Source organism: Rhizomonospora bruguierae (assembly GCF_018397995.1).
GTDB classification, from domain to species: domain Bacteria; phylum Actinomycetota; class Actinomycetes; order Mycobacteriales; family Micromonosporaceae; genus Rhizomonospora; species Rhizomonospora bruguierae.
Genome location: NZ_BBQH01000092.1, coordinates 1 through 26,868, shown reverse-complemented (window position 1 = coordinate 26,868; position 26,868 = coordinate 1). Strand labels below are relative to the sequence as shown.

Below are 26,868 nucleotides of genomic sequence, written 5' to 3'. Positions count from 1 at the left end.
ATGACGCGGAACAGGTCGGCCGCGCTGGTGGTGTCGATGAGTTTGTCGATGGTGCGTAGGTTGTCGCAGAGGGCGTCCATGACGCTGCCAGCGGCGGTGGTGGCGATGGCGTCAGCGTGCCGCTCCCGGCGTCGCGGCCGCGGCGCGCTCGATCGCCCGGTAGACCGTCGAGCGGGCCACACCGAACAACTCCGCCAGCTCGGCGCTGGTGTGCTCGCCGGCCTTGTGCAAGGCCACCAGGTGGGCCTCCTGCTTCGCGCTCAGCTTCGGCGCCTTGCCGCGCAGCCGGCCCTTGGCCTTGGCGATCTTCATGCCTTCGCGCGTTCGCAGCCGGGTCAGGTCCGCCTCGAACTCGGCGATCATCGCCAAGGTCGTGAACAGCAGCTTGCCCATCGCGTCGGTCGGGTCGTGAATGGACCCGCCGAGGTTGAGCTTGACCTGCCGGGCGGTCAGCTCCGTGGCGATGTCGTGCGCATCGGTGACCGAACGAGCGAGCCGGTCCAATTTCGTCACGACCAGCTGATCGCCGGCCCGGCACGCCGCGAGAGCCTCGCGCAGACCCGGCCGGACCCGGTTGGTTCCAGTCAGGCCCTTGTCGACATAGATCCGGTCGGTGCCGACACCGAGCTCGGCGAGCGCGGCCAACTGCGCGCTCAGGTCTTGCTCGTCGGTGGACACCCGGGCGTAGCCGATCTTGAGGCCGTTCATGGGGGCACTGTACCGTTTGGCCCCCGTTGACCGGGCATATCACCGGGCGGGTCTTACGGGATTCGCCGACCAGCGGCGGAATGACCTGGTCGCCCACCTCCGCAGGTGCCCGGTGGACGATCCCCAAACGGGACACCCAGCTCAACCACCATCGACCGACCCCGGTCGCCCATGAAGATCAACTAATTGGCCCCTGGTGTCGCCGTTCTTACCAACACCCCGGCAAGGCCGACAGGGGGCGCGTCCGTCCGGGGCTGAGGAAGGTCAGTACGGGACTCGCGCTAAGGACGTTCTTTAGGGCTTGACCCGAGCTGGTGAGTCACTTCTGCCATTGGCTGGCGGCTCTTACGTGGTCGGCCCTGGGTGGTCGGCCATCGGAACCTACCCGCCGCGGGAGACGGTCACCCGCCACGGCGGGCCTGAGCCGGGCCCGGTCAGCGGAAGTCTGGCCTGGGGATAGGGATGCCGGCGGAGCGGAGTTTGGTTTCGACGAGGGCGGCCAGCTGGGCCGAGGCCGGTGCCTGTTCTTCGCCGTGGTGGGCGATCAGTTTGTATCGGGTCACGGCCTCGGTGCGGGCTTGCAGGCCGGTCACGATTTTCAGGTGCGCGGGGTTGGCAAGGTAGTGGTCGGCCATGGCGGTGGCGAGTTCGTCGATGCGGGCGTCGTCCGGTGCCCAGGTCGCGGCTTCGGCGGCGCGCTTGCTCAAGGCGACGAACCGGGGGTCTTGCACGGCGTGTTCGACGTGCGTGAGGTAGTCGTCGAAGCCTTCCGGGACCAGCGCCTTGGCCAGCTACCCAGCCCTCCCGGGCGGCCGTCACCTCGTCGGCGGTGAAGCCCAGGTCGGGCATCCGTTCCAGCAGCGCCACAGCGCGGTCAGGCAGCAACGCCCGGTTGCCGTCGGCGAGCCGGTGCAGCGTGTCACGCCGGGCGGTCAACTCCTCGATCCGTTCGGTGAGCTGCCGCTCGACGTCGGCGATAGCGTTGGCGAACCGTGCCGTGTCGGCGTCGATCAGGCGTCCGATCTCGGCCAGCGGCACGCCCGCCCCGGCAAGGGTCCGGACCTGCACCAGCCGTAACAGGTCGGCCGATCCGTACCGTGCCGGTTTGGCCAACGCCAGCCTTGCCAGGTCCGCCGGCTGGTAGGTCTTGAACCGGTTGTCCACCTACTCCCTGCCCGCTGTGGTGACGGGGATGCCCGGCGCGAACGTGCCGTCGGCGTAGTACTCGCCGGTGAAGTTGAAGACTCCGCTGGTGTGCCGCAGCAGCATCCGCACCGTGATCCGCTCGTCGAGTCCGGGCTCGGGCAGGTAGTCGGTGGCCGGGGTGTCCAGCCCGATTCTGCCCTCGGCCACCAGTCGCAGGACCAGGCTCGCGGTGAAGGTCTTGGTGTTGCTGCCGATCCGGACGTGCCCGTCGACCGGCGGCTTCGCGGTCCCGCCCAGCTCGGCGACCCCGGCGCTGCCGACCCACTCGCCCCGCTCATCGTGGGCGCGCAGCGTGATCCCGACGATACCGGAATCGACGATCTCTTCGATGGCCTTCTGCAACTCCGGGCGGTCCTGGTCGGTCAGGGTGATGGACATGATGGTTCGCTCCCTGGAATTCCGTTGGCGCACCCTGCGGCGTGCCGATGCGGGGAGCGTGCACCCTGACCCAAGGTCAACCTCAACCATGACGTGTGTCACTGCTACAGCTACCCGCGCACGGGCCCCAACCACCGCGCCTGGCGAGTCTTACCAGACGTCGCCGTCGCGCCAGTCGCAGGTGAGGGGGGCGGGCGCGCGCAGCTGTGCACCGCCGTCCACGGCGAGGACGAAGGTGCTGTCGTCGTCGTCCGGGGTGCGTTCGATGCCGGTCGGGGTCAGCACCGCCGTGGGGCCGGGCCAGCGCAGCCAGCCTCGCCCCTCGTACAGCTTGCCGGCGCTCTCGGACGCGGAGAGCGCGCCCAGGTCGTAGGCGCCTCGGATGACGTCCTCGAGGGCCGCCATGATGGCGCTCGCGTGCCCCTCGCGGCGGCGGTCGGCGCGTACGGCGACGCCCTCGACGTAGCCGGTGCGCCAGGCGTGGCCGGTGTGCAGCAGGCGGCGCTGCACGACGGCGCCGTGTCCGATGAGCTCGTCGCCGTCGGTGACCAGGGCGTGTATCCCGCCGAGGGTGTGGTCCCAGTCATGGTCGTCGAAGCTTCCGGCGAACGCCTCGTCGAGCATGGCGCGGATGCGCGACAGGGTTCCGGCGTCCAGCTGGGCGGTGTGCGCGGTTCGGATATCGACCACGGGCGGATTGTGCCATCGCCCGGAAGCGGCGTGCCCCCGGCCCCGCTGCCGGGGGCACGCCGCAGTGGCGGGAGCGGGCGGGGAGGGCCCCGCTCCACCCCGATTCGGGGGTACCCGGGCACCGCGCGCCCTCGGTGAAGCTGTCGGTGGTTGCGGCTAAAGTGCGCCGCTATGGAGTCATCGCCGGTTGTGGACCGCCATCCTGCCGGGGAGCAGTCCGGGGACGTGGCCGCCTCGGAGACCCGCCCGTGCGCCCATTGTGGACGTCCGGTGCCGCAGCGCAGCGCCGCCGGCCGGCCGTTTCGGTACTGCCGGGACAACGACGGCCAGTGCCAGCGGGCGTCCCGGAACGCCCGTATGCGGCACCGGAACTCGCCCGGGCTGGCGGGGCAGGTGGCCCGCGCGTACGAGGTGGTTGAGCGGCTGGACCAGATGGTCCAGTCGCTGAGCGAGGCGCTGCACGCGCAGCTGTCGCCGGCGGGCGTGGAGCGGCAGCTGGCCGAGGTGCGGGCGGAGGCCGCGGCGCGGATGGCCGCGGCGCACGCCGAGCGGGAGGAGGCCCGGCAGGCGGCCGAGTCCGCGGTGGCCGAGACCGCGCGGATGCGGCAGGCCGTTGACCAGGCGGAAGCGGCGCGCGCGGCGGCGCGGGCCCAGGCGGACCGGGCCGGCACGGAGGCGGTGGCCGCGGCGGCACGGGCCGAGGGCGCCGAGCGGGTTCGGGACGAGGCGCGGCAGGCGGCCAGCGCGGCGGAGGCGCTGCGGGCCCAGGCGGAGCGGGAGCGGGAGGTGCTGCGCCGCCAGGTGGAGATCCTGCGGGGCGAGCGGGAGGCGGCCGAACGGCGCAGCGTCGAACTGGTGCGGGAGCGGGACGCGGCGCGGGCGGACGCGCAGCGGGCCGCGCACGCGGCCAGCCAGGCCGTCGAGCGGGCCGAATCCCTGCGGCACGAGGCCGGCACCGCCACCGAACGGGCGCGGGCTGCCGAGGAACGGGCGCGGCAGGAGATCGCCGGGGCCGAGGAACGGGTGCGGGTAGCCGAGGCCGCGGCGCGGGAGGAGCAGGCCCGCGCCGAGCGGGGCCGGGCGCAGGTGGAAGCCGCGACCCGGACGGTCGAGCGGCTACGGGCGGAGGTCGCCGCCACCGTCGCCGCCCGCGACGAGGTGACGCGCGAGCGGGAGGAGAGCAGGCACGCGCGGGCGGAGGCGGTCCGCGAACGGGACGCCGCCCGGGTGCGTGCCGCGGAGGCGCAGCGTGCCGCCGCGGAGCTGTCCGCCGCGTTGGAGACGGTGGCCGCCGAGCGGGACAGCGCCCAGCGGGCGATCGACGAGGAGCGCGAGGCCGCGTTGCGGAAGGTCGCCGCGGAACGGGACGCGGCGCTCAACCGGGCGGCCCAACTGGCCGATCAGGTGACCAACCTCGCCGCCGCGCTGGCCAACCTGGGCGCGGCGGGCACCCGCCCGTCCCCGGCCCGCGCCAAGCTGGCCGAGGAATTACCGGATAACTGACCACGCCGGGCGGCGACGAGCATGCGCTCGGCGGGTCAAGGCCCGTGCCGGCAGCGGAGTCGGAACCGGCTCGCCATTCGGCCGCATCCGTCATGCTTGACCTGATGTGTCGGAACGCCGACAGTCCGCGATTCCGGCGTTCACGGCGCGAAAAGATCGTCGAAACCGGGGTAAAGCGCGGTGGCGGCCCTGCCGAGGGCCGCCGACCGGCTACCCTCGGAGCGTTTGCACACCGGGAAGGCTCCCGGGGAGCGGGTCGGCCGGTCTGGGAATGATCAGATCGACCGTGCCGTTACACGAAGGACCGCACCACAACCGAGGAGATTGCCGATCATGGGCGAGCGCATGCTGCGCGGGAGCCGTCTTGGGGCTGTCAGCTACGAGTCCGACCGCAACACCGAGCTGGCGCCGCGGCAGACCCGTGAGTACCTGTGCGCCAAGGGTCACCAGTTCGAGGTGCCCTTCGCCGTCGACGCCGAGGTCCCGATGACCTGGGAGTGCAAGTTCGACGGCAGCGTCGCCCGGCTGGTCGACGGCAGCGAGCCCGAGCAGAAGAAGGCGAAGCCGCCGCGTACCCACTGGGACATGTTGCTGGAGCGGCGCTCGATCGCCGAACTCGAGGACATCCTGGCCGAGCGGCTGGAGGAGGTCCGGGCGCGGCGCGGCGGCCGCTGACCCGGCGCACACGTCACCAACACCGAAGCCGCCCCGGGGACACCCCGGGGCGGCTTTCGTATACCCGCCGGGCCCGGCGGGAAGCTACCGCCGGGGCTCCGGCTCGATGATCTCGCCCTCGATCGCGCCGCTGGGCGGCGTCGCGACGACGGGCTCGTCGACCGGGGCGCCGCGCCGGACCCGGACCCGGCGGGGCCCGAACAGGTCACCCGCGGCCGCCGCCGACACGCGCCCCTCAACCGCGTGCTGTACCCGCGCCCGTACCAGCCGCCGCACCGGCGGCACCAGCGCCAGGACTCCCACCAGACCGGTCAGCAGCCCCGGTATCGCCAGCAGCAGCGCCCCGGCCAGCCCGACGACGCCGTCGGTCACCTGCGCGCCGGGCGGGCGCCCGGACGCCGCCGCGTCACGGAAGCCGCGCCACGCGCGTATGCCTTCCCGCTTGAGCAGGTACCCGCCGGTCAGGCTGGCCGCGATCACGAGCAACGCCGCCCAGCCGATCCCGATCTGCCAGCTGACCAGCGCGAACACGATGATTTCGACGATCGCGGTCAGCAGTACCGCCAGCGGTATGAGGGTCAGTCCCCGCCGCATCCGCACCACCTCGCGTCAAGTCTGACACGACTCAGCGACGGGCCCGGAACCGTAGCGCCCCGGCGGCCACGACCGCCGCGAGGGCCAGCCCGCACAAAACCACCTCGGGCCAGTACCCCAGGCGGGTGGCGAGGGCGCGCCCGGCGTCGAGGGGCAACTGCCGGACGATGGTGGCGGGCTCGTTGAAGCCGGTGGTGTCGTGGACCTGGCCGTCGGCGGTGACGAACGCGGAGACACCGACCGTGGAGGCCATCAGCGCGCTGCGCCGGTGCTCGACCGCGCGCAGCCGGACCATGGCCAGTTGCTGCTCGGCCTCGGCGACGGTGAAGGTGGCGTTGTTGGTCTGCACCGTGAGCAGGTCCGCCCCGCCGGTCACGGTGTCGCGGACCACCTCGTCGTAGGCGACCTCGAAGCAGATGACGTCGCCGATGGTCGTGCGCCCGGCGCGGATGAGGCCCGGCTCGTTGCCCGGGACGAAGTCGTTGGCGACCCGGTCGACCTCCTTGCTCACCATCCGGGCCAGGTCGCGCAGCGGAACATACTCCGCGAACGGGACCGGGTGCCGCTTGACGTAGAGCTGCTCGAGGTCCGGGCCGCCGGCGGGGCGCCACAGGATGCCGGCGTTGCGGACCTGGCCCTCGCCCGGGCCGACCAGCACCGCGCCAACCAGGATCGGCGCGCGCACCGCGGCGGCCGCGGCGTCGATGCGGGCCGCGGCGTCGGGGTTGCGCAGCGGGTCGATGTCGCTGGAGTTCTCCGGCCACACGACCAGATCCGGTTGGGGGCGGCGGCCCGCGCCCACGTCCTCGCCCAGGGCGATGGTCGCGTTGACGTGGTTGTCCAGGACGGCGCGGCGCTGCGCGTTGAAGTCCAGACCCATCCGCGGCACGTTGCCCTGCACGACCGCGACGGTGACGGTCGGGCCGGCCGGCGCCCCGAGCGGGATCAGCAGCGCGGCGGCGGTCAGCGCCACCCCGGCCGCGAGGGCGGCCAACGCGGGGCGCCACCGGCCGGCGACCAGCCGGGTCAACGCGTACGCGAGGAGCCCGCCGAGCACCGCCACACCGAACGTGACCAGCGGCGCACCCCCGACCGCCGCGAGCCGCAACAGGGGCGACCCGTCCTGGGCGAACGCCAGCCGCCCCCAGGGGAAGCCGCCGAACGGGGTGCGGTCGCGTAGCGCCTCCTGCGCCACCCAGAGCCCCCCGATGACGACCGGCCACGCCGGCGCGCGCCTGAGCACCGGCCCCACGAACGCGGTCAACGCGCCGAGCAGCCCGAGGTAGGCGGCTTCGGCCAGGCACAGCAACACCCACGGCAGCCGGCCCGTGTGCAGGTTCGTCCAGCTCAGCAGCGGCAGAAACAGGGCCAGCCCGGCGACGAAGCCCAGGCCGAACCCCACCCGGGCGCGCCGCCCGTGCACGGCCAGCGCCAGCAGCGCCACCCCCACCGGCGCCAGCCACCACAGGTTGTACGGGGGGAAGGCCAGCAGCAACGCCCCACCGGAGGCGACGGCGCCGACCAGTCCCAGAAGGGACTTCAGGCGGTGCGGCGCGGACGGCGCGGTGGTGGGTGCGGGCGGCGCGACGGTGGTTGTGATCGCGGTGGCACCCGGCTCCGGTGGGTCGGTCGGTTCCGGCGCCGGAACCGTCGTGTCCACCGTTGCCACGTTGCCTCACCCCAGCCGGAGTCGTTCGCCGGCGGCTGCCGGCCGGGCCAAGCGTAATCCCCGCCGCCGGGGGCGGTTCAGCGCTTCGAATGGGCGCGCGTAGCGGGTGCTCTCGAAGCGCGGCTGGTCGGTGGAGAACGGCTCGTCGGCCAGGTGCGCGCGCACGGTCGGGGGCGGTTCGGAGGTGGAATGGGGGCGCGGCCGTGATGGCCGCGCCCCGCGCTCCCAGGCCCTTCCCAGGCCGGTGCGGCAGTGGTGTGCGGGCACGACCTTCGGACCGACCGGCCGACGGCTGGCTGCCTCCGGCGGGCCGTTGTCTACTGGCCGCGCGTACCCCCCTGCCCGAACACCGAGGTGCGACCGGTTCGCGCCGCCCCGCCGACCCCCGCTCGCTGGGCCTGGCTCGCGGCGGTGCCGGTACACCGCCGCCGCGACATGGAGGCCGCTGAGCCAGCGAGCGAAGGGGAGGAGCGAACAACAGCCGCTTCCCGTAGTTGGACCCAACGACGGTACGCGCCCGCCCCCGGCGGCTGTCAACACCGCAGCGCACCGGTCGGCGTGTCGGGCCCGGCGTGTCTTCGATCCCTCACGCCCGGTACGGGCGATCTTTCAGCGGTGTGGCCGGGCGTGCAGGCGATCTTTCAGGAGCGCGAGCGCGGCGGCGGGGTGGTCGGCGGCGAGGAGACCCGCGGCGGCCAGAATGTAGTCGCGGTCGATGACGGTGGTGGCGGCGCGCGGCAGGGGCCAGCCGCCCGCGTCGTCGTGCAGCGCGGCGGCGAGAACCTCGGTGGCCCGCCGCGCCGGGGCGTGGCGCAGGACGCCGCCGGAGCCGATGACCAGGCGTACGTCGCGCAGGTCGCGGCCGCCGCGGCGGGGCAGGCCGGGTGCGGGCGCTTCGCCGCGGGCGTGCCGGCGCAGCGCGACCGTCGCGGCCAGGCCGGCGATGCGCAGGTCGTCATCCAGGGCGCTGGCACCGGCGGAGCCGAGCACGCCCCCGGCGACACCGCCCGCGGCGCGACGCAGAGCGCCGCCATCAACATCAAGGGCGCCGCCATCAGAACCGCCGAGGGGCCAGCCGGAATCGCCGGGTTGGGAGCCGCCGACCCCGACGGGACCGGCACCGACGGCGGCGGCGATGAGGCCGGGGTCGGCGGCGCGGCGGGCGGCGGCCACGGCGAGGGCGTCGTCGGCGGGGAGGCGTTCGGCGCGGGCGGCCTCGATCACGCCCGGGGCGCTCCAGCGCATGCCGAGGTCACCCTCGACCGTGCGGGACCGCCAGAGGGTACCGGCCACCTCGCGGCGGGGGCCGGCCTCGCGTTCCGGGTCCGGGGTCAGGACCGAGTACACGTCGGTGGTAGCGCCGCCGATGTCCACCACGAGCAGGTCACCGGCGGCGCCGCCGTCGGCGAGCAGTTCCACGCCGGTCAGGACGGCGTCGGGGGTGGCGGCCCGGACGAGTCCGGCGAACCGGGCGCCCCGGGAGAGGCGTTTGCCGCCGATGACGTGCCGCAGGAACACGTCCCGGATCGCGGCGCGGGCCGGGCCGGGCGCCAGGACGCCGATCGCGGGCAGCACGTTCGGCGCCACCGTCACCGGCACGCCGCGGGCCGCCAGGGCGGCTTCCGCGGCGTCGGCGGCGTCGGCGTTACCGGCCAGGACGACCGGCACACGCAGCCGCGCGGCGGCGAGCCGGGCCGCGTTGTGCAGCAGCACCTCGGCGTCGCCGCCGTCGGTGCCGCCGACCAGCAGGACCACGTCGGGGCGGGCGGCGCGCAGCGCCGGCACACCCCCGCCGTCGAGCGGGCCGGCGGCCACGTGCACCACCCGGGCACCCGCCGACAGGCCCACCCGGTGCCCCGCCTCCGCGGTGACCAGGCGCTCGTAGCCGACCACGGCCAGGCGCAGCCCGCCGCCCGCGGACGAGCACACGAACAGTTCGTAATCCGGTAATCCTCGGGCGGCCTGCGCCACCGCCGCGTCGAGCCCGTGCAGGACGTCCGTGTCGGCGGTCGTGCGGTGCCCGGCGGTGGCGACGAGCCGGCCACCGGCCAGGTCGACCACGGCCACCTTGGTCCAGGTGGAGCCCACGTCCACGCAGGCGGCGTAGCGGCTCACGGGGCCCACCATGCCCGCCCGTGCCCGGCCGGCCCGCCACGACCGGGGCGTTTCCCGCCCAGGCTTCGCGCGTAACGCCGGCGAGCCGACACGGCTGCGCTCACCCCGGGACGACGACCGTGCCCGTCGCCGTCACGGCGACCACCGGCGGGTCGAGAACCTCGGCGGCCGACCCGGACCGGTCCGGGCCGCCCCGGCAGACGACCACGCACTCGAACCGCAGGGTCCGGCTGCGGTTGCCCATCCGGGTCACCGTGGCGGTCGCCTCCAGCACGTCGCCGGCCCGCACCGGCGCCAGGAACGACACCTCCGAGTACCCGGCGAACAGGCCCTCGTCACCGTCTGTGCGGATGCACACCTCGGTCGCCACGTCGCCGAACAGACCCAGCACGTAGGCGCCGTGCACCAGGTCGCCGGCGTAGTGGGCGTGCGAATACGGCACATACCGCCGGTGGGTCACGCTGAGTCCGACCGTCACGCCGCAACGACCTCCCGCCGTGTGATCAACGCGTGGACAAGGTAGCTGGCCACCTCCCGGGGCGTGGTGCCCCGGCCGAAGATGCGGTCCACACCCAACTCCTGCGCCATCAGTTCGTCGAACCGGGGGCCACCCACGACCAGCAGCGGACGCCGCCGGGCCGGAAACGCCTCCCGGAACGCCGCCGCCATCTCCCGGGTGTTGTGCAGGTGCGCGTCCCGCTGGGTCACCACCTGCGAGACCAGCACCGCGTCGGCCTTCTCCGTGCGGGCCGCCGCCACCAGGTCCGGGACGCCCACCTGGGCGCCCAGGTTCGTCACCCGCAACTCCCGGTAGTACTCCAGCCCCTTCTCCCCGGCGATGCCCTTGACGTTGAGGATCGCGTCGATGCCCACCGTGTGCGCGTCCGTGCCGATGCAGGCACCCACCACGGACAGCTTGCGGCGCAACCGCCGCCGCACCGCCGCGTTGACCTCCTTCGCGGACAGCAGCGGGAAATCCCGCTCCACCACCTGCACCGCGGACACGTCCACCAGGTGCCGCACCGAACCGTAGACCACGAAGAACGTGTACCCGTCGCCGAGCTGCTTGGCGTGCACCAGCATCGCCGGGTCCAGCCCCATCTTCGCCGCCAGTTGCAGCGCCGCGCCCTCCGCGCGCTTGTCATGGGGGACGGGCAGAGTGAACGACAGCTGCACCATCCCGTCGCCCGTGGTGTCCCCGTACGGGCGGATGATCGGCCCACTCGTCGGAGCGCTCACCGAACCGGCCTTTCGTTCGCGGCCGCGGCGCTTCCTACCCGCCCGCCGGCACTCCTCGCACTCACCGGGCCCTCCAGCAGTTCCGTCGCCGGGTTGTAGTAGCCCGGCTCGTGGCGGGCGACGCCCTCCAGGCCCTTGCCGCGGTCCGCGGGCCGCCTCATGATGCCGAACGTCCCCGCCGCGATCGCCGTCAACAGCCCGCCGTCGACGATGCGCTCCAGCAGGTCGACCGCCTCGGCCAGCACCCGGTGGGCGCGCTGCTGGATGAATCCGCCCGGCGCCGGAACGAAGTCCTCACGCAGCCCGCCCGCCGCGCCGAGCACATACCGCACGTTCTGCAGGGCGACGTCCCGGTCCGACAGCCACGGCGTGACCACCGCCTCGGTCATCATGCCCACCAGCAGGATGCCCTGCCCGGTCATCGCCCCGACCAGGTTGAAGAAGCCGTCCAGCAGGTTGCCCCGGAACACGTCCCCGGTCATGTGCTTGGTGGGCGGCATCCACTTCAGCGGCGCCTGCGGGAACAACTCCCGGGCCAGCAACGCGTGCGCCAGCTCCAGCCGGAACGACTCCGGCAGCTCCGGGTTGATCTCGAACGCGTGGCCCAGGCCGAGCTGCCAATCCGACAATCCGGCCTCGTGCGCGAAGTACTCGTTCAGCAACTGCGACACGGTGACCGTGTGCGCCTCGTCCACCGCGTCCGCCGTGGTGAGGTAGTTGTCCTCACCGGTGTTGATGATGATGCCGGCGCGGGCGTGGACCTGCCGGGAGAACCGCTGGTCGACAAAGGTGCGAATCGGGTTGATGTCGCGGAACAGGATGCCGTACATGCTGTCGTTGAGCATCATGTCCAACCGCTCCAGCCCGGCCAGCGTCGCGATCTCCGGCATGCACAGCCCGGACGCGTAGTTGGTCAGCCGCACATAGCGGCCCAACTCCCGCGACGACTCGTCCAGCGCCGCCCGCATCAGCCGGAAATTCTCCTGCGTGGCGTAGGTGCCGGCGAAACCCTCCCGGGTAGCGCCCTCCGGCACGTAGTCCAACAGGGACTGGCCGGTGGAGCGGATCACCGCGATGACATCGGCGCCCGCCCGGGCCGCCGCCTGCGCCTGCGGGATGTCCTCGTAGATGTCGCCGGTGGCCACGATCAGATAGATCCACGGACGCTGCGGCGGGTCGCCGTGCCGCCTGATCAGCCGTTCCCGCTCCGCCCGCCGCCGGTCCACCCGGCGCAGCCCGGCGCCCACCGAACGCCGGGCCGCCGCCCGGGCCGCCGTCGCCTCCCGCCCGCGCGGCACCGCGAACCGCACCGACCCGGCCGCCGCCTTCTGGGCCAGCAGCGTCAGGTCACCCACACCCTCCGCCGCCAGGGCATGGAACGCCGGCAGCGCCACACCGTGCCCCAACCCCACGTCGGCGGTCACCGCGTCGACCAGGCGGTTCACCCACGGGATGCCGTCCGGGTCGGCGCCGGTCACCCCGGCCAACCGCAACACGGCGCGCTCCACCGAAACGGTGGTGTGGCTGCGCGCCAACTCCACGACCGGCCCACCCGCCTTACGGGCCAACCGGCGGGCGGTGCGAACCACCGCCGGGTCGAGATCAAGCTTGCCCGCAGCCGTCACGGAGCCGCTCACGGTGCCCCCGCCTCATGGATGGTGGCGCCCCGCAGGACCGTACGCAGGCAGCGCGGCAACGGGGTCGGGTCGCCGGGGCCACGCGCGTCGACCGCCTCGGCGAGCAGCACCGGCAGCCCCTTGGCCACGCCCGCCGGCGTCTCCCACACCGCGAACGTGGCCGGCAGCCCGGGCAGCAGCGCACCCTCACCGTCGTGGTGCACCGCACGCCAGCCACCCCGCGTATGCGCGGCGAACGCGGCCGCCGCACTCATCCGATGGATCGGGTTGTGATGCCACATCGCCGCCCGCACCGTGCCCCACGGATCCAGCGCCGTGACCGGGGAATCCGAACCGAACGCCAGCGCCACCCCCACGCCGTGCATCGCACCCATCGGATTGGACTCCAACGACCGCCCCACACCCAGGCGCTGCGCGTACATCTGGTGCTCGCCACCCCACAACCGGTCGAACGCCGGCTGCATGCTGGCCACGATCCCGTACTCCACGAACCCCGCGATCAGCCGCTTGTCCATGATCTCGACGTGCTCCACCCGGTGCCGGGCGCCGCGCAACCGGTCCGTGCCCAACCGCTGCGCCGCCTGCCCGAAACCGGCCAGGACCGTGGCGATCGCCGCGTCCCCGATCGCGTGGAAGCCGCCCTGCATACCGTGCTCCGCGCAGTCCAGCAGATGGTCGCGCACCTGGTCGGCGGTCACGTACGCGTGCCCGCAGCCGCCATCACCGTCCAGATAGGACGACGACAGGTGCGCCGTCCGCGAACCCAGCGCACCATCCGCGTACAGGTCGCCACCCGCCCCGACCGCACCCAGCTCACGCGCCCGCGCCGCCCCCATCAACTCGCCCCAGTACCCGTACACCTCCGGACAGCCGTTCTCCGCACCCCCCAACGCCAACAGGTCGGTGAAGTCGGCCTCCTCCGAGGTACCCGGGCCGCCGCACTCGTGCACCGCCGCGATGCCCAACGACGCCGCGTGCGACAACGTCCGCCGCTGCACCGCCCGCCGCTGCACCGCCGTGACCGACCCCAGCGCCACCGCCCGCACCGCGTGGTGCGCCTGCCGGCGCAGCCAGCCGGCCGGGTCGAACCCCGGCTCCCCGGCCGCCTCCGGCGCCGCCGCCAACAACGCCGTCGAACACAACGCCGAATGCACCGACGCCTGCGACAGGTACGCGATCCGCCCACCCGCCGCCCGCTGCACCGCCGCGTGGTCCGGCAGACCCTGATCCATCCACGTGGACTCGTCCCAGCCGTGCCCCAGCAACACCGCGTCCCCCGGCAGCGTCGCCGCGAACGCCGCGACCGCGTCGAGCAGCTGCGCCGCGGAACGGACACCCGACAGGTCCAGACCGCTCAGCGTCAACCCGGTGTCCGTCGAGTGCACGTGCGCGTCCACGAACGCCGGCGTCACCAGCGCGCCACCCAGATCCACCCGCCGCCCGGCCGCCGGCGCCTCCCCGTCCGGGCCCAACCACGAGATCACCCCGTCGGTCACCAGCAGCGCGGTCGCGTGCGGGTCGGCCGGGCTGCAAATCACGCCACCGCGGTACAGGACGCTGCCGTTCGGGCCGCTGCTGTTCAAGGCGCTGCTCGTCATGGCGCCAGTCTGCCCATCCGCGCCTGGAACAACGCACGCAGCCCCGGCTCCGACCGCAGCAGATCCAGGGCGTAGTCGGCGTGCCCCGGCACATAACCATTACCGATGAGCATCGTGACGTCCGCGGCCAGGCCCTCCGCGCCGAGCGCCGCCGCGGCGAAGTTCGTCGCCATCGAAAAGAAGATCACGGTACCGCCGGCCGCCGTGGCCAGGATCGCCCCGTGCTCGCAGCCCGGCACGTCCACGCAGACCACCGTCACGTCCGCCGGGCCGCCCAACACCGCCCCGACCGCCGCGGACAGCGCCACCGGGTCGCGCGCGTCGGCCAGGGTCACCGCGTCCGCCAGGCCCGCCCGGCGCAGCGCGGCCGCCTCCGGCTCCACCGGCACCACACCCACCGTGCGGGCCGCCCCCGACCGGCGGGCCGCCGCCAGCGCCAGCGACCCGCTCTTGCCCGCCCCGCCGATCACCACCACCGTCGGCGCCGCACCCCGCTCGGTGTACCCCTTGACCACCCGCCGGGCCAGCGCCGGCGCCCCGCACACGTCGAAGACCGCCAGCGCCAACTCCGGATCCATGCCCTCGGGCAGCGCCGCCGCGATCGACCGGCCGAACAGGATCGCGTGCCCCGCGCACGGCACCTGCTCCGAACGGCCGTCCCAGCCGGCCAGGCCGTCCGTGACCGCCAGCGGGGTCAGGGTCAGCGACACCAGGGTGGCCACCCGGTCGCCCGGCTTGAGCCCCAGCGGCGACCGGGGGCCGACCTCGTCCACCGTGCCGATCAGCATGCCGCCCGAGCCGGTCACCGGGTTCTGCATCTTGCCCCGGCTCCGGATGATCTCCAGCACCGCGGCCCGGACCGCGTCGCCGTCCCCGCCGTGCGCCGTGCTGAGCTGGCGGAAACTCGCCGCGTCCAGGTTCAGCCGCTCGACCGCGACGCGCACCTCGTCCGGCCCGACCCGCGGGCTCGCGTCCAGCCGCTCCGCCGCCTGCGGCAGGACCCCGCGCGGCCGCAGCACCCGGTGCAGCCCAACCGGCGAAGACGTCACGCCGTCTGCCCCCTTCGCCTCCCGGTGAGACAGGAAGTTTTCCGGCGCTATCTTAGCTTCACGAAAGAGTTTCCGGTACCCTCGCCCTCAGGCGACACGAGCGCCACGAGGGGAGCGACAGCGATGGCGGACGCCACCACCGAGGCCACCACCGCGGGCACCACGGACGACACCACCGAGGCACAGCCCTACGAGTACCGCCGGCGAGAACTCGCGGAACCCGACTGGCGCCGCCTCCCCGGTTGGCGCCACATCACCCGCGAACAGTGGGAATCCGCCCAATGGCAGCGCGTCAACTGCGTCAAGAACCCCCGCCACCTACGCACCGTCCTCGGCGACCTGGTCGGCGAGCCGTTCTACACCGACCTCGCCGCCGACCAGCACCGCCTGGCCACCATGTCCATGCTGGTACCACCCCAGATGCTCAACACGATGGTCCCCGACCGGGCACCCGACACCGACGCCTTCTACGCCGACCCCATCCGCCGGTACATGATCCCGGTCGCCTCCGACCGGCACCCCGAATGGCCCTCACACCCCAACGCCACCCGCGACTCCCTCCACGAACACGACATGTGGGTCGCCGAAGGACTCACCCACCGGTACCCGACCAAGGTGCTCGCCGAACTGCTCTCCACCTGCCCCCAGTACTGCGGGCACTGCACCCGCATGGACCTCGTCGGCAACTCCACCCCCGCCGTCGACAAACTCAAGCTCACCCTCAAGCCCGTCGACCGGTACGAGGCACACATCGCCTACCTGCGCGCCCACCCCGGCGTACGCGACGTGGTCGTCTCCGGCGGCGACGTCGCCAACGTCCCCTGGCGCAACCTCGAGTCCTACCTCATGCGCCTGCTCGACATCGAAACCATCCGCGACATCCGCCTCGCCACCAAGGCGCTCATGGGCCTGCCCCAGCACTGGCTCCAGCCCGACGTCGTCGAGGGCCTCGAACGCGTCGCCCGCACCGCCGCCCGGCGCGGCGTCAACCTCGCCATCCACACCCACGTCAACCACGCGCAGTCGCTGACACCGCTGGTCGCCCGGGCTGCCCAGACCGCCCTCGAGGTCGGCGTCCGGGACGTACGCAACCAGGGCGTCCTCCTGCGCGGCGTGAACGCCACCGCACCCGACCTGCTGGACCTGTGCTTCGCGCTACAGGGCGAAGCGGGCATCCTGCCCTACTACTTCTACCTGTGCGACATGATCCCCAACGCCGAGCACTGGCGGGTCTCGGTCGCCCGCGCCCAGCGGCTCCAGCACGACATCATGGGATACCTGCCCGGGTACGCGACCCCGCGGATCGTCTGCGACGTGCCGTTCGTCGGCAAGCGCTGGGTGCACATGCTCACCGAGTACGACCGGGAACACGGCATCTCGTACTGGACCAAGAACTACCGCACGTCCATCGAGCAGAGCGACGCCGAGGCGCTGAGCAAGCGGTACGCGTACTACGACCCGATCGACACGCTGCCCGAGTCCGGCCGGCGCTGGTGGGCCAAGCAGGCCGCCGCCGAAGGGGCCGGAACCACCGCATAGAGATCGCCACATCGAAACAGAGGGGGTGGCCGGTGCGGCCACCCCCTCGCCCGTTCATCGGGCCCGCGGATCAGGTCAGCGGAACGCGTCCTTGGCTTCCTGCGCGGCGTCCTTGACGTGCTCGCCGGCCTGCTTCGCGTTGGCCTCGGACTGGTCGGCCCGGCCCTCGCCCCGCATCCGCTCGTTGTCGGTTGCCGTGCCGGCCCGCTCCTTCACCTTGCCCTTGAGCTCATCGAACTCGTGCTGAGCCTTCTCGGCGAAGCCCATCGCTGCCTCCCTCGTTGGCGTCTGCCGCCGCCGGGTCTGGCGGCCACCTCGTTTACTGCCCGGCGTCGTTCCGTTCAAAACAGCGCACACCCTCTCCGTCGTCCTAGGACGCTAGGACTGGTCTACTGGGTGGATGGCCGAGATCCTCCTGGTGCGGCACGGGCAGACGGAGTGGAGCGCGGCCGGCCGGCACACCTCCGTCACCGAGCAGCCGCTGACCGCCGCCGGCGAGCGGCAGGCACGCGCCCTCGGTGAGCGCCTCGCCGGTCGCGCCTTCACCGCCGTTCTCTCCAGCCCGCGCCACCGCGCCCGGCGCACCGCCGAACTGGCCGGGCTGGCCGTCACCGAGGTCACCGACGACCTGGCCGAATGGAACTACGGCCGGTACGAGGGCAGCACCATCGCCCAGATCTATCGGGACCGTCCCGAGTGGAACCTCTGGACGGACGGCTGCCCCGGTGGCGAATCCCCGGACCAGATAGGCGCGCGCATCGACCGGCTCCTCGATCGGGTCGATGCGCTACTGGAGCGGGGCGACGTGGCGCTGATCGCGCACGGGCACTCCCTGCGCGTCACCGGCGCCCGCTGGATCGGCCTCTCCCCCGCCGGCGGCGGGCTGCTCCGCCTGGACACCGGCACCCTGTCCCGCCTCGGATACGAACACCGCCGGCGGGTGCTGCTCAGCTGGAACTCGCCGTGCTGATCCGCGGCGGGCGCGCCTCGTACGGGGTGGACAGCACGACGGTCGTCCGGGTGGTGACATTCGCGATGCTGCGGATCTGCTGCAACAGCCGCTCCAACTCGACCGGGCTGCCCACCCGCACCAGCAGCAGGTAGAAGTCCTCGCCGGCCACCGAGTAGCACGACTCGATCTCCGGCAGCTCGGCCAGCCGGTCCGGCGCGTCGTCCGGCTGCGACGGGTCCAGCGGGCGGATCGCCACGAACGCGCTCAGCGGCAGGCCGACCGCCTCGTGCGCCACCCGCGCCGCGTACCCCTTGATGACGCCGCGCTGCTCCAGCCGGCGCACCCGCTGGTGCACCGCGGAGACCGACAGGCCCACCCGCTCGGCGAGGTCGGTGTACGACAGCCGACCGTCCACCGCCAACGCCGTCACGATCGCCCGGTCGGTCTCTTCCACGGCGAAGAACTTACCGTGTCGATGCCACCCGGGCGTCGCCGTCATCACCTCGACGCGAGCGGCGGGGTACCGCGTCAGGAACGCGCCAGGTGGCGGGCGATGACGACGCGTTGGATCTGGTTGGTGCCCTCGACGATCTGGAGCACCTTCGCCTCGCGCATCCAGCGCTCCACCGGGTGGTCCGACACGTACCCGGCGCCGCCGAGCACCTGGACCGCGTCGGTGGTGACCTTCATCGCCGTGTCGGTGGCGAACAGCTTGGCCTTCGCGGCCTCGGCGGAGTGCGGGCGGCCGGCGTCGCGCAGCCGGGCGGCGTGCAGCATGAGGGCGCGGGCGGCGGAGATCTGGGTGGCCGCGTCGGCGAGCAGGAAGCCCAGGCCCTGGAAGTCGATGATGGGTCGGCCGAACTGGGTGCGCTCGCGGGCGTAGCCGACCGCGTAGTCGAGGGCGGCCTGGGCGAGGCCGACGGCGCAGGCGGCGATGCCGAGGCGGCCGCCGTCGAGGGCGCTCATCGCGATCCGGAAGCCCTGGCCCTCCCCGCCGACCAGGCGGTCGGCGGGGACGCGGGCGTCCTCGAAGACGATCTGCGCGACCGGTGAGGCCCGGAACGCCATGGTGCGCTCGGGGCGCTGCGGGAGGATGCCGGGCGTCCGGGCGTCGGCGAGCAGGCAGGAGATGCCGTCGGGGCCGGGGCCGCCGGTGCGGCAGAAGACGTTGTAGAAGTCGGCGCGGCCGGCGTGGGTGATCCACGCCTTGGTGCCGGTCACGACGTAGTGCCCGCCGTCGCGCACGCCGCGGGTGGTCAGGGCCGCGGCGTCGGAGCCGCCCTGCGGCTCGGAGAGGCAGTAGGCGCCGAGCAGGTCGCCGCCGAGCATCTCCGGCAGGAGCTTGCGCTGCTCCGCCGAGCCGAACCGGGCAACCGGGTAGCAGGCCAGGGTGTGCACGGAGACGGCCTCGGCCACGGCCAGCCACCGGCTCGCCAGGATCTCCAGCACCTGCAGGTAGACCTCGTACGGCTGGCCCGCGCCGCCGTCCCCCTGCGGGTACGGCAGGCCGAGCAGCCCGGCCCGGCCGACGGTGCGGATGACGTCGGCCGGGAACCGGCTCCGCGCCTCGTCGTCGTTGGCGCGCGGGGCGAGTTCGCGGTCGGCCAGTTCGGTGGCGAGATCGAGCAGGTCGCCCGCGTCGGGGGTGGGGAGGATTCGTTCGACCACCCAGCTAGCTTAACGGTCGTTTGGGGGTGGGGTGCCCCACAAACCGTCCATGATCGCCCGGGACTGCCGGAAGTCGGTGAGCACGCCGGAGTTGTCGGTCACCGCGTCGATCGCGCCGCCCGCGCCGAGCGCCCGCACCGCCGGGTCCGCGACCGCGGCGCGCAGCGCCCCGGCGAACCGGGCCGCGTCCAACACCTGGAACGGGCGGTCGTGGAAGCCGCGCACGGTCGGGTCCAGCGGGCGGGCCAGGCCGGCGGTGTTGGTGAGCCGGGCGACCGCCTCGTACGCCCGGCACAGGTGCGCCTCGCGCTCCCGCCAGGCGGCGGCGGTGACGGCGCGGGTCAGCACCGGCCCGAGCGTCGCGGCCACCGGCAGCCGGCCGAACGCGCTGCCCAGCCACTTCGCGTACGGCGGGTAGCGGCGCCCCAGCAGCAGGCACAGCCGCATCAGGTCGCGGACCAGGCGGGCGGCGATGACCGCCGAACCCACCTCGTCGCCGACCTCGCCGGCCCGCCCCACGAAGTGCTCCTCGTCCCCGATCCGGTGCCACAGGGCGGCCAGCACGCAGCGCCACACGTCGTCGGGGTACCAGCGCAGCCGCTCCCGGATCGCCGCCACGCCCAGGTCGTCCTGGAACAGGCCACCGCCGGTCACCTCGGCCAGGCGCTGGGTCGGCAGGCCCAGCCAGTCGGCGGGCGTGACGCCGGCGCGCGGGTCGAAGCCCAGCCGGCCGGCCAGCCAGGAATCCAGCGGCAGCACGCTCACCCCGTGCCGCTCCCCCACCGGGTCCGGTACGCCCACCGCGAGCGCGCCGTGCGCGGCAAACCGGGTCGGGTACCCGAGAAACGCCGCCGGCAACCGCGCCCCGATGGCGGCGAGCACCGCCGGGACCCGCTCCGCGTCCGCCGGGTCGAGGAAGATCTGGAGCCGGGGCCCCCAGTCGTGGTCGGTGGAGCGGGGGGTGTCGAAGCCCAACAGGTCCGAGCCGAAGTCCAGCCGGGCGGCCGAATACCGCAGACCGGGCAGGGCCGCCGCGAGGATCGGGGCGACCAGCTCGGCATGGAACCGCCGGGACAGCTCCAACCCGCCGACGAACGCCACGCTCGTATCCTCGCCGCCCGCGGCGCCGGGCACCACCGGGTTGTGGCGACTACCGCCGGACCAGGCAGAGGCGGGCGCCGGTGGGTGTGACCGGCGAGGGATGAGGGGGTGGTGGCGGGCCGCTCGGGCCCCGAGCGGCGGCCCCGGTCACGCCCGGACCACCTCGCGGTACACACCCACCAGGCGGGTGGCCACCGCGTCGTGGTCGTACCGGGCCAGCCTGGTACGGCCGTTGCCGCGCGTCCCGCCGGACACCGCCGCCGCCACCGCGTCGGCCAGGCGGCGCACCAGGTCCGGGCCGAAGGCCACCACCGCGGACGGCTCGACCCCCGCGAGCACCTCCGCCACGTCGCCCACATCGACGCTGACCACCGGCAGGCCCATCACCGCGGCCTCCTTCACCACCAGCGGGCCGCTCTCGGTGCCCTGCCGGGAGGTGACCAGCAGCGCGTCCGCCGCGGCGAACTTCGGTACCACGTCGGCCCGCTCCTGGCCGGGGGTGGCGAGGACGAGCTCGCGGACCGGCAGCCCGCGCCCGGACAGCTCGGCCAGCACGTCGGTGAACAGGTCGTACCGCTTGACCGGGTTGGCCGGCGCGGCACCGAACAGGATCACCCGCTCGTGCGGGGCGAAGCCGAGCGCCGCCCGCGCCGCCGCCCGCTCCTCGGCCGGGTACTCGCGGAACAGGCCGAAGTCCACGCCGTTGGGTACCACGTGCCCGGCCGGGTCGCCGGCCGCCTCGACCAGCCGGCGGGACGGGTACACGCGGGCCGCCGGCGCGCCCGCGGTGAGCCGGGTGATCCGCGCCTGCCACGGGGTGTTCACGTCGCTGCCGTACAGCGACAGAACCCGGGGCACGTCGCCGCCCAGGCGCGCCGCGAGCGACGTCAGGCCATAGTGGACGTGCACCAGGTCGTACCCGCCGCGCCGCACCCGCCGCGCGACCCGCGCCGCGGCGAGCAGGTAGTCGGAGCGCCCCCGGCGCTGGGCGACCACCTCCACATCCACCGCGTGCCCGAGCCGGCGCACCCCGGCCACCTGTTCGGACACGAAGACGCCGCGGAAGCTGCCCGGTGCGGGCCACAGGTTGGTGACGGCGAGCACCCGCAGCGGGGACATCGGTCAGGCGACCCGGTTGAAGAAGGACACGACCGCGTAGACCACCCGGTCCTGCTGCTCCTCGGTCAGCTCCGGGTACAGCGGCAGGGACAGGCACTCGTCCGCCCACGCCTCGGTGAGCGGAAGGTCGCCCCGGCCGTGGCCGAGGAACGCGTACGCCGGCTGGAGGTGCAGCGGGACCGGGTAGTGGATGCCCGAGCCGATCCCCGCCTCCCTCAGCGAGGCGAGCAGCGCGTCCCGGTGCGCCGTGCGCAGCAGGGCGTGGTGGTGCACGCTGCGCCGGCCCGGGGTCTCCCCCACGAACCACAGGTCGCCGACCCCGGCCAGCAGCCGCTCGTAGCGGGCCATCAGCTCCGCCCGGCGCGCGTTGTCGGCGTCCAGGGTGGTCAGCTTGACGCCGAGCACGGCCGCCTGGAGGGTGTCCATGCGGTGCGCGTACCCGATGATCTCGTGCTCGTACTTCGTCGTGCGCCCGTGGTCGCGCAGCATGCGGACCTTCGCGGCGAACTCCGGGTCGTTCGTGGTGATCGCGCCGGCGTCCCCGAAGGCGCCCAGGTTCTTGCCCGGGTAGAAGGAGAAGCAGCCGGCCAGGGCCGCCCCGCCGGCCCGCAGCACCGAGCCGTCCGGCCCGGTCAGCTCGGCGCCGTGCGCCTGGGCGGCGTCCTCGACGACCGGCACGCCCGCGTCCGCGGCGATCGCGTTGATCTCGTTCAGGTGGGCGGGGCGGCCGTGGATGTGCACCGGCAGCACGGCCCTGACCCCGTCGATCGCGGACTTGAGCGCGGCCGGGTCCATGGCGCCCGTCTCCGGGTCGATCTCGACGAACCGGGGCGTCGCACCGAGCCAGCTCACCGGCTCGATCGTGGCGATGAAGGTGTGCGCGGGCACGGCCACGACGTCGCCCGGGCCGACGCCGACCGCGGCCAGCGCCAGGTGCAGGGCGGCGGTGCCGGAGCCGACGCCGATCGCGTACCCGGTGCGGCAGAACGCGGCGAAGTCCCGCTCGAAGTCCTTCAGCGCGGGCCCCTGAATGAAGCTGGTGTTCTCCACCACGTCCCGCATCGCGGCGTCGATCGCCGTCCGGTGGCGGCGGTAGTTGGCCTTGAGGTCGACGAGGGGGATCATGCGGTGCCTTCCAGGATCGGATCGAGCGACGGATAGGGGCGATGGTCGAGGCCGGCCGGGCACACCAACTCGTCCAGCGTCTTCACCGGGCGGCCCGGATTGCCGACCACCACGGCGCCGGGCGGCACGTCCTTGGTGACGACGGTGCCGGCGCCGATCACGGCGCGGGCGCCGATCCGCACGCCGGGCAGGATCGTCGCGTTGGCGCCGATCCGCGCGGCCCGCCCGACGTGGACGCCGCGCATGCAGGTCGACACGGACGGGCAGCGCGGGAACGGCGCGTTCGTGAACGTCACCCGGGGGCCGACCCAGGCGTCGTCCGCCAGCACCGTGTACTCGGGGACGAAGCACTGCGAGTGGATGCGCACCCGGTCCCCGATGGTGACGTGATGCTCCACGACGGACAGCGAGCCGATCGACACGTCGTCCCCGATGGTGTTGTCCTCGCGGACCAGCACGTGGTGGCCGGTGGCGAAGTTCGCGCCGATCGTGCTGCCGCCGTAGAGGACGGTGTGGCTGCGCAGCGTGGCGCCCGGGCCGAGGGTCGTGCCCGGGCGGACCACGCAGAACTCCTCGACGACGGCTCCGGTCATCGCACCGCCCGCGCCGGGGAGGCGACCGCCACCCGGGCACCCCCGGCGCGCAGCGACGCGTCCACCGCCTCCAGCACGGCGACCACCTCGACGCCGTTCCAGCCGTCGGTGCGCGGCCGGGCCCCGGTGTCCACGCACTCCAGGAAGTGCCGGACCTCGGCGGCCAACGGCTCGGTCATCGGCAGGCTCGGCACCTGCATCGCGCCGTCGCGCAGCCGGTACTGCCAGGCGCCGTAGGCGTCCGGGTCGAGGCGGTCCGCGCCCTTGTCGTAGACGCGCAGCTTGGCGTCGGCGTCCATGTCGTCGTAGACGAGCATCTTGCGGCTGCCGACCACGGTGGTGCGCCGGGTCTTGGACGGGTCCAGCCAGCTCACGTGCATGTGGGCGAGCACCCCGTCCGGGTAGCCGACGGTCACGAACGTCACGTCCTCGACCTGCCGGCTCAGGTACCGGGCGCCCTCGGCGACCACCCACTGCGGCGGCCGGCCCACCAGGTAGTTGGCGATCGACACGTCGTGCGGCCCGATCGAGGCGAACGCGTTGATGTCGCTCTGGATCCGGCCCAGGTTCAGCCGCTGCGAGTGCAGGTACAGGGTGTCGCCGATCTCCCCGGCCTCGATCAGCTCGCGCATCCGCAGCACGGCCGGCACGTACTCGAAGGTGTGCCCCACCATCAGCGCCAGCCCGCGCTGGTCGGCCAGCGCGGCCAGTTCGGCCGCGTCGGCGGTGGCCAGGGCGAGCGGCTTCTCCACCAGCACGTGCCTGCCGGCCGCCAGCAGCTGCCGGGCCAGCGGGGCGTGGGTGGCCGCCGGTGTGGCGACGATCGCCGCGCCCACCGCCGGGTCCGCCAGCACCTCTTCCAGGTCGTCGGTGACGCGCACCCGCGGATACAGCTGGGCGGCCCGCTCCCGGCGCTGCGCCGACAGCTCCACCAGGTACCGCCAGCGCCCGCCGGCCAGGGTGTTCAGGTTGCGCGCCAGGTTCGGCGCCCAGTAGCCGAACCCGATGAGGGCAACTGACTGCTGCGTCACGCGGTCTTCCTCCGCTCCAGCTCGCGGCGGCGCAGGAGCACCCACGCCAGCCCGAGGACGGTGAACAACTCGGCCGGGAACAGCGGGTCCTCCAGCGACGGCGCGAGGAACGCGATCGCCGCGGCGAACACCAGGGCGGCCGGGGCCCAGTACGTGAACGGGTGGGCCGGCGGCGGGCCGCGGCGGGCCGCCCGCAGCACCGGCAGGATCAGGAACACCAGCCAGGCGAGGTACGCGAGCACGCCCAGCCCGCCGGTCTCCACCAGCAGGTGCAGCCAGAACGAGTCCACCTGCTTCTCGTTGGACCCGTACAGCCGGAAGCCGCCGGGGCCGAACCGGGGGTCCTCGTACCACCGGGGGTCGTGCTCGTAGGCGACGATGCCGCCGAACTGGCCCACCCCGTAGCCGAGCAGCGGCCGGTGGGTCCACAGGTCGAGGCCCTGCTGCAGGTAGAGGACGCGCACCTCGCGCTGCGGGATGCGGTTGGGGTCGTCCTCGTCGCAGTTGACGTTGCCCTCGACGCAGTAGGTGTCGCCCTCGGCGCCACTGGGCAGGTGCAGCGCGCTGAACACGCCGGCCAGCCGGCGGGACAGTTCGGCCCGGTTCGCCGGGCTGACGGCCAGTTGCGCCCCGGACAGCCCGACCACCAGCAGCACCGTGACGGCCAGGCGCAGGTACCCGCCGCGGCGCAGCACCGCGATCACCACCGCGCCGAGCACGAACCCGATCGCCGACTCCCGCGACTGGGTGGCCGACATGCCCAGGGCCAGCAGGAGGAAGGCGGACCACCAGCGCCAGCCGACCTTGGGTCGGACCACGAACCAGGCGGCCAGCCCCAGCATCGCCATGACGAGCAGGTGGCCGAGGTGGTTCGGGTGGTCCAGCAGGGCGTGCGCCCGGTTGATGCGGGCCCAGGTTAGGTTGATCCAGCCCAGTTGGCGGAAGGTGTCGTAGCCGGCGAGGGTCTGCCAGCTGGCGATCGCCGCGTTCAGCGCCACCACCGCGCCGACCAGCACCAGCACCGCCCGGATGCGCCGCCGGTCGGGGTCCAGGGCGCGCCACGCGTAGAAGACGATCGCCCCGCGCAGGTACACGTACCCGGCCTGGGCGATCAGCACCGGCGTGCCCTCGCCGAACAGCCCGGCCAGCACGAACACCCCGCCGAGCGCGACCAGTGCCAGGTCCGCCGCGGTGGTGAACTCCCGCCACCGGCGCTCCACCGCGACCCGCCCGACGGTGGCGGCGAGCATCCCCAGGTACAGCGCGTTCTTGACCGCCTTCGGCCAGGTGGGCCCGTCGGGCATCAGGTTGCCGCGGGCGTCCGGCACCGGCGTGGCGAGCAGCGTCTGCACCCACGCCTCGAACAGCATCTCCACCAGCAGCGCGCTGAGCAGGACCAGCAGGACCCAGCCGAGCGCCCGCGCCAACCGGGCAGCGCGCCGGCCCCCGACGGCGGCGGAGGCGGTTTCGGGCACGACTATGGGCTCGGTGGTCACTGACGGCACCGGCCCATCAGACTGTCCCCGCCCGACCTGTTGGTGAACGGCAGGCGTCGCGTCGCTGTCGCATGTGCGAAGGGTGACGGTGGCCCGCCCCCACTACCGGAGTTCAGCCACGTTGTCGAGGATCTGTCATGGACCGATCACACAGAGTTTTCCGACCGACCCACCGGTCGTGACCATGACCGGACGGGCACTACCGTCACGGTTCTGTTACGGATCGTAGTGACCCCGTTCGGGGAGGTGGTCATGCGCGCCGGGCCAGCAGCCGACGACCTCGATGCCCGCCACACGCCGGATCCACGCGCGCCGGAGGCGGTCGGCCACGTCGTGCTCGCCGAGGGCGGCAACGGTCGCGGGCGGTGCCGGCTGGCCCTGTGGCACCTCGGACCCACCGGCCGGCCCACCGGCGCCTGGCTGGGTACGACGGCGGACGAATCCGAGCACCTGCTCCAACTCGTGCACCGCCGCGTCGTGGTGGCCCGCACACCGCGGATCGCCCTGGTCACGCTCGGCGGGCTCGCCGCCGCCGCCGGATCACCGGAGCCCGCGCCGGTGTTCCTCGACCTGGCCGCGGTCCTCGCCGAGATCGCCGATCACCGCCGGCGGGTCGAGGCCGCCTCGGCCGCCCCCGTGGACTGGCCGACCCCGGTACCGGCGACCGTCGCCGACCTGGCCGCCGGACTCCCGGCCACACACGCCGGCGCCGGCCTGGCCGCCGAGGCGCTGCAACTGAGCCGCCTGGTCGTCACCGCCGCGAACCTGTGGCGCGAGACCGAGTCCGCCCGGCTGCGCCGCCGCCACCTCGCGCACCGATTCGGCCCGCCCGCGGCCCTGCCACCCGGCTGGCTGGCGACGCTGCGGATGGCCTCCCGGGTGGACTCGGCCCGTCCGGAATAATGGTCGGCGTGACTCGATGGGAGTATGCCCTGCTGGTCCGTCGCCGCCACGCCGCCGCCGGTACCGAATGGATGATCACCTTTACCTGGTACGGCCCGGACGGGCTGATGCAGGACATCAGCGCGCTCGGCGACACCGCCATCGCCCACCTGAACCGGGCCGGCGCAAGCGGCTGGGAGCTGGTGAACGCCGAGGAGGACATCAACAACCTCCAGGGCACGACGGAGGTCTTCCGCTACCACCTCAAACGCCCCCTCCCCGACTGACCCCACCCCGTTCC

General features: G+C 73.6%; 27 protein-coding genes and 1 pseudogene. 7 read left to right on the top strand and 21 right to left on the bottom strand.

The genetic code is table 11. The annotated features are described in order from the left end of the window. Nucleotides 1-111: 111 nt before the first annotated feature. Nucleotides 112-708 (bottom strand): recombinase family protein, encoded by a 597-nt coding sequence (locus KJS59_RS28840; RefSeq protein ID WP_213456817.1) that lies wholly within the window; start codon nt 706-708, stop codon nt 112-114. 434 nt (nt 709-1,142) lie between these two features. Beyond that, entirely contained in the window at nt 1,143-1,415 is a 273-nt protein-coding gene (locus KJS59_RS28835) for a hypothetical protein (protein WP_213456815.1), read from the bottom strand. 76 nt (nt 1,416-1,491) lie between these two features. On the opposite strand from KJS59_RS28835, the gene KJS59_RS28830 reads away from it, so the two are divergent. Further along, a complete protein-coding gene (locus KJS59_RS28830) occupies nt 1,492-1,785 on the top strand; it encodes a hypothetical protein (protein WP_213456813.1) in 294 nt (97 codons plus the stop codon). Nucleotides 1,786-1,872: 87 nt separating this feature from the next. Here the strand turns inward: KJS59_RS28830 and KJS59_RS31570 are convergent, their stop codons facing one another. Then, nucleotides 1,873-2,292 carry a serine hydrolase domain-containing protein gene (locus tag KJS59_RS31570; protein ID WP_376771293.1) on the bottom strand — a complete coding sequence of 140 codons (420 nt, stop codon included), beginning with the start codon at nt 2,290-2,292 and terminating at the stop codon, nt 1,873-1,875. A gap of 150 nt (nt 2,293-2,442) precedes the next feature. Further along, nucleotides 2,443-2,982 (bottom strand): GNAT family N-acetyltransferase, encoded by a 540-nt coding sequence (locus KJS59_RS28820; protein WP_249715069.1) that lies wholly within the window; start codon nt 2,980-2,982, stop codon nt 2,443-2,445. Between the two features lie 171 nt (nt 2,983-3,153). Here KJS59_RS28820 and KJS59_RS28815 point away from each other — a divergent pair, with 171 nt between their 5' ends. Together KJS59_RS28815 and KJS59_RS28810 are read left to right on the top strand one after the other, a co-directional pair. Continuing rightward, nucleotides 3,154-4,485 (top strand): coiled-coil domain-containing protein, encoded by a 1,332-nt coding sequence (locus KJS59_RS28815; protein ID WP_249715067.1) that lies wholly within the window; start codon nt 3,154-3,156, stop codon nt 4,483-4,485. Nucleotides 4,486-4,818: 333 nt separating this feature from the next. Beyond that, the gene (locus KJS59_RS28810; RefSeq protein WP_213456809.1) at nt 4,819-5,160 is read left to right on the top strand and encodes an RNA polymerase-binding protein RbpA; all 342 of its coding nucleotides are present in this window, start codon (nt 4,819-4,821) and stop codon (nt 5,158-5,160) included. An 84-nt stretch (nt 5,161-5,244) separates the two neighbouring features. Here the strand turns inward: KJS59_RS28810 and KJS59_RS28805 are convergent, their stop codons facing one another. The 8 genes and pseudogenes from KJS59_RS28805 to kdd all read right to left on the bottom strand — a co-directional run bounded on the left by KJS59_RS28805 (nt 5,245) and on the right by kdd (nt 15,061). Next, on the bottom strand, nt 5,245-5,754 hold the full coding sequence (locus KJS59_RS28805; protein ID WP_213456807.1) for an FxsA family protein: 510 nt from the start codon (nt 5,752-5,754) through the stop codon (nt 5,245-5,247). 31 nt (nt 5,755-5,785) lie between these two features. Beyond that, a complete protein-coding gene (gene lnt, locus KJS59_RS28800; RefSeq protein ID WP_213456823.1) occupies nt 5,786-7,354 on the bottom strand; it encodes an apolipoprotein N-acyltransferase in 1,569 nt (522 codons plus the stop codon). 678 nt (nt 7,355-8,032) lie between these two features. After that, complete coding sequence (locus KJS59_RS28795; RefSeq protein WP_249715065.1) at nt 8,033-9,538, bottom strand: glutamate mutase L; 1,506 nt, start codon at nt 9,536-9,538, stop codon at nt 8,033-8,035. Between the two features lie 100 nt (nt 9,539-9,638). After that, nucleotides 9,639-10,016: a 3-aminobutyryl-CoA ammonia lyase gene (gene kal / locus KJS59_RS28790; RefSeq protein ID WP_213456803.1), complete on the bottom strand. Its 378-nt coding sequence runs from the start codon at nt 10,014-10,016 to the stop codon at nt 9,639-9,641. Continuing rightward, nucleotides 10,013-10,777, bottom strand: coding sequence for a lysine 5,6-aminomutase subunit beta (gene kamE / locus KJS59_RS28785; protein ID WP_213456801.1), 765 nt, complete (start codon nt 10,775-10,777; stop codon nt 10,013-10,015). The genes kal and kamE overlap by 4 nt, the downstream gene beginning before the upstream one ends. Nucleotides 10,778-10,845: 68 nt before the next feature. Then, nucleotides 10,846-12,414: pseudogene (gene kamD / locus KJS59_RS28780) on the bottom strand (lysine 5,6-aminomutase subunit alpha); the annotation flags it as partial. Beyond that, nucleotides 12,411-14,012 (bottom strand): amidohydrolase, encoded by a 1,602-nt coding sequence (locus tag KJS59_RS28775; protein ID WP_213456799.1) that lies wholly within the window; start codon nt 14,010-14,012, stop codon nt 12,411-12,413. The pseudogene kamD and the gene KJS59_RS28775, both read right to left, overlap by 4 nt. Further along, on the bottom strand, nt 14,009-15,061 hold the full coding sequence (kdd, locus tag KJS59_RS28770) for an L-erythro-3,5-diaminohexanoate dehydrogenase (RefSeq protein WP_213456797.1): 1,053 nt from the start codon (nt 15,059-15,061) through the stop codon (nt 14,009-14,011). The genes KJS59_RS28775 and kdd overlap by 4 nt, the downstream gene beginning before the upstream one ends. Nucleotides 15,062-15,184: 123 nt before the next feature. Here kdd and KJS59_RS28765 point away from each other — a divergent pair, with 123 nt between their 5' ends. Further along, nucleotides 15,185-16,600, top strand: coding sequence for a KamA family radical SAM protein (locus KJS59_RS28765; RefSeq protein ID WP_213456795.1), 1,416 nt, complete (start codon nt 15,185-15,187; stop codon nt 16,598-16,600). Between the two features lie 75 nt (nt 16,601-16,675). On the opposite strand, the gene KJS59_RS28760 is transcribed toward KJS59_RS28765, so the two are convergent. Further along, nucleotides 16,676-16,867 carry a CsbD family protein gene (locus KJS59_RS28760; RefSeq protein WP_213456793.1) on the bottom strand — a complete coding sequence of 64 codons (192 nt, stop codon included), beginning with the start codon at nt 16,865-16,867 and terminating at the stop codon, nt 16,676-16,678. Nucleotides 16,868-17,000: 133 nt separating this feature from the next. Here KJS59_RS28760 and KJS59_RS28755 point away from each other — a divergent pair, with 133 nt between their 5' ends. Next, on the top strand, nt 17,001-17,570 hold the full coding sequence (locus tag KJS59_RS28755; RefSeq protein ID WP_213456791.1) for a histidine phosphatase family protein: 570 nt from the start codon (nt 17,001-17,003) through the stop codon (nt 17,568-17,570). Here KJS59_RS28755 and KJS59_RS28750 read toward each other — a convergent pair. The 8 genes from KJS59_RS28750 to KJS59_RS28715 all read right to left on the bottom strand — a co-directional run bounded on the left by KJS59_RS28750 (nt 17,548) and on the right by KJS59_RS28715 (nt 25,685). Next, complete coding sequence (locus tag KJS59_RS28750; protein ID WP_213456790.1) at nt 17,548-18,006, bottom strand: Lrp/AsnC family transcriptional regulator; 459 nt, start codon at nt 18,004-18,006, stop codon at nt 17,548-17,550. The two genes, KJS59_RS28755 and KJS59_RS28750, sit on opposite strands and share 23 nt — an antisense overlap. Nucleotides 18,007-18,080: 74 nt before the next feature. Continuing rightward, the gene (locus KJS59_RS28745) at nt 18,081-19,220 is read right to left on the bottom strand and encodes an acyl-CoA dehydrogenase family protein (RefSeq protein ID WP_213456789.1); all 1,140 of its coding nucleotides are present in this window, start codon (nt 19,218-19,220) and stop codon (nt 18,081-18,083) included. Nucleotides 19,221-19,229: 9 nt separating this feature from the next. Beyond that, nucleotides 19,230-20,354: a DUF4037 domain-containing protein gene (locus tag KJS59_RS28740; RefSeq protein WP_249715063.1), complete on the bottom strand. Its 1,125-nt coding sequence runs from the start codon at nt 20,352-20,354 to the stop codon at nt 19,230-19,232. Nucleotides 20,355-20,468: 114 nt separating this feature from the next. Then, nucleotides 20,469-21,440 carry a glycosyltransferase family 4 protein gene (locus tag KJS59_RS28735; protein WP_213456788.1) on the bottom strand — a complete coding sequence of 324 codons (972 nt, stop codon included), beginning with the start codon at nt 21,438-21,440 and terminating at the stop codon, nt 20,469-20,471. A 3-nt stretch (nt 21,441-21,443) separates the two neighbouring features. Then, complete coding sequence (locus KJS59_RS28730) at nt 21,444-22,565, bottom strand: DegT/DnrJ/EryC1/StrS family aminotransferase (protein ID WP_213456786.1); 1,122 nt, start codon at nt 22,563-22,565, stop codon at nt 21,444-21,446. Continuing rightward, entirely contained in the window at nt 22,562-23,158 is a 597-nt protein-coding gene (locus KJS59_RS31925) for an acyltransferase (protein ID WP_213456783.1), read from the bottom strand. Before KJS59_RS31925 ends, KJS59_RS28730 begins: the two co-directional genes overlap by 4 nt. Continuing rightward, nucleotides 23,155-24,189, bottom strand: a complete 1,035-nt coding sequence (locus tag KJS59_RS28720) for a Gfo/Idh/MocA family protein (RefSeq protein ID WP_213456781.1) — start codon at nt 24,187-24,189, stop codon at nt 23,155-23,157. Before KJS59_RS28720 ends, KJS59_RS31925 begins: the two co-directional genes overlap by 4 nt. Further along, nucleotides 24,186-25,685: an O-antigen ligase family protein gene (locus KJS59_RS28715; RefSeq protein WP_213456779.1), complete on the bottom strand. Its 1,500-nt coding sequence runs from the start codon at nt 25,683-25,685 to the stop codon at nt 24,186-24,188. Before KJS59_RS28715 ends, KJS59_RS28720 begins: the two co-directional genes overlap by 4 nt. A gap of 228 nt (nt 25,686-25,913) precedes the next feature. Between KJS59_RS28715 and KJS59_RS28710 the strand changes: the two genes are divergently transcribed. Next, nucleotides 25,914-26,588 (top strand): DUF6218 family protein, encoded by a 675-nt coding sequence (locus KJS59_RS28710; RefSeq protein WP_213456777.1) that lies wholly within the window; start codon nt 25,914-25,916, stop codon nt 26,586-26,588. Next, nucleotides 26,588-26,854 carry a hypothetical protein gene (locus KJS59_RS28705; protein WP_213456775.1) on the top strand — a complete coding sequence of 89 codons (267 nt, stop codon included), beginning with the start codon at nt 26,588-26,590 and terminating at the stop codon, nt 26,852-26,854. Before KJS59_RS28710 ends, KJS59_RS28705 begins: the two co-directional genes overlap by 1 nt. Nucleotides 26,855-26,868 lie beyond the last annotated feature (14 nt).

Coding starts and splice junctions, on each gene's coding strand:
- KJS59_RS28815 (WP_249715067.1), top strand. CDS start 3,154: ATGGAGTCATCGCCGGTTGTGGACCGCCATCCTGCCGGGGAGCAGTCC.
- KJS59_RS28810 (WP_213456809.1), top strand. CDS start 4,819: ATGGGCGAGCGCATGCTGCGCGGGAGCCGTCTTGGGGCTGTCAGCTAC.
- KJS59_RS28705 (WP_213456775.1), top strand. CDS start 26,588: ATGGTCGGCGTGACTCGATGGGAGTATGCCCTGCTGGTCCGTCGCCGC.
- KJS59_RS28805 (WP_213456807.1), bottom strand. CDS start 5,754: ATGCGGCGGGGACTGACCCTCATACCGCTGGCGGTACTGCTGACCGCG.
- KJS59_RS28730 (WP_213456786.1), bottom strand. CDS start 22,565: ATGATCCCCCTCGTCGACCTCAAGGCCAACTACCGCCGCCACCGGACG.
- KJS59_RS31570 (WP_376771293.1), bottom strand. CDS start 2,292: ATGTCCATCACCCTGACCGACCAGGACCGCCCGGAGTTGCAGAAGGCC.
- KJS59_RS28760 (WP_213456793.1), bottom strand. CDS start 16,867: ATGGGCTTCGCCGAGAAGGCTCAGCACGAGTTCGATGAGCTCAAGGGC.
- KJS59_RS28840 (WP_213456817.1), bottom strand. CDS start 708: ATGAACGGCCTCAAGATCGGCTACGCCCGGGTGTCCACCGACGAGCAA.
- KJS59_RS28765 (WP_213456795.1), top strand. CDS start 15,185: ATGGCGGACGCCACCACCGAGGCCACCACCGCGGGCACCACGGACGAC.
- KJS59_RS31925 (WP_213456783.1), bottom strand. CDS start 23,158: ATGACCGGAGCCGTCGTCGAGGAGTTCTGCGTGGTCCGCCCGGGCACG.
- KJS59_RS28755 (WP_213456791.1), top strand. CDS start 17,001: ATGGCCGAGATCCTCCTGGTGCGGCACGGGCAGACGGAGTGGAGCGCG.
- KJS59_RS28735 (WP_213456788.1), bottom strand. CDS start 21,440: ATGTCCCCGCTGCGGGTGCTCGCCGTCACCAACCTGTGGCCCGCACCG.
- KJS59_RS28775 (WP_213456799.1), bottom strand. CDS start 14,012: ATGACGAGCAGCGCCTTGAACAGCAGCGGCCCGAACGGCAGCGTCCTG.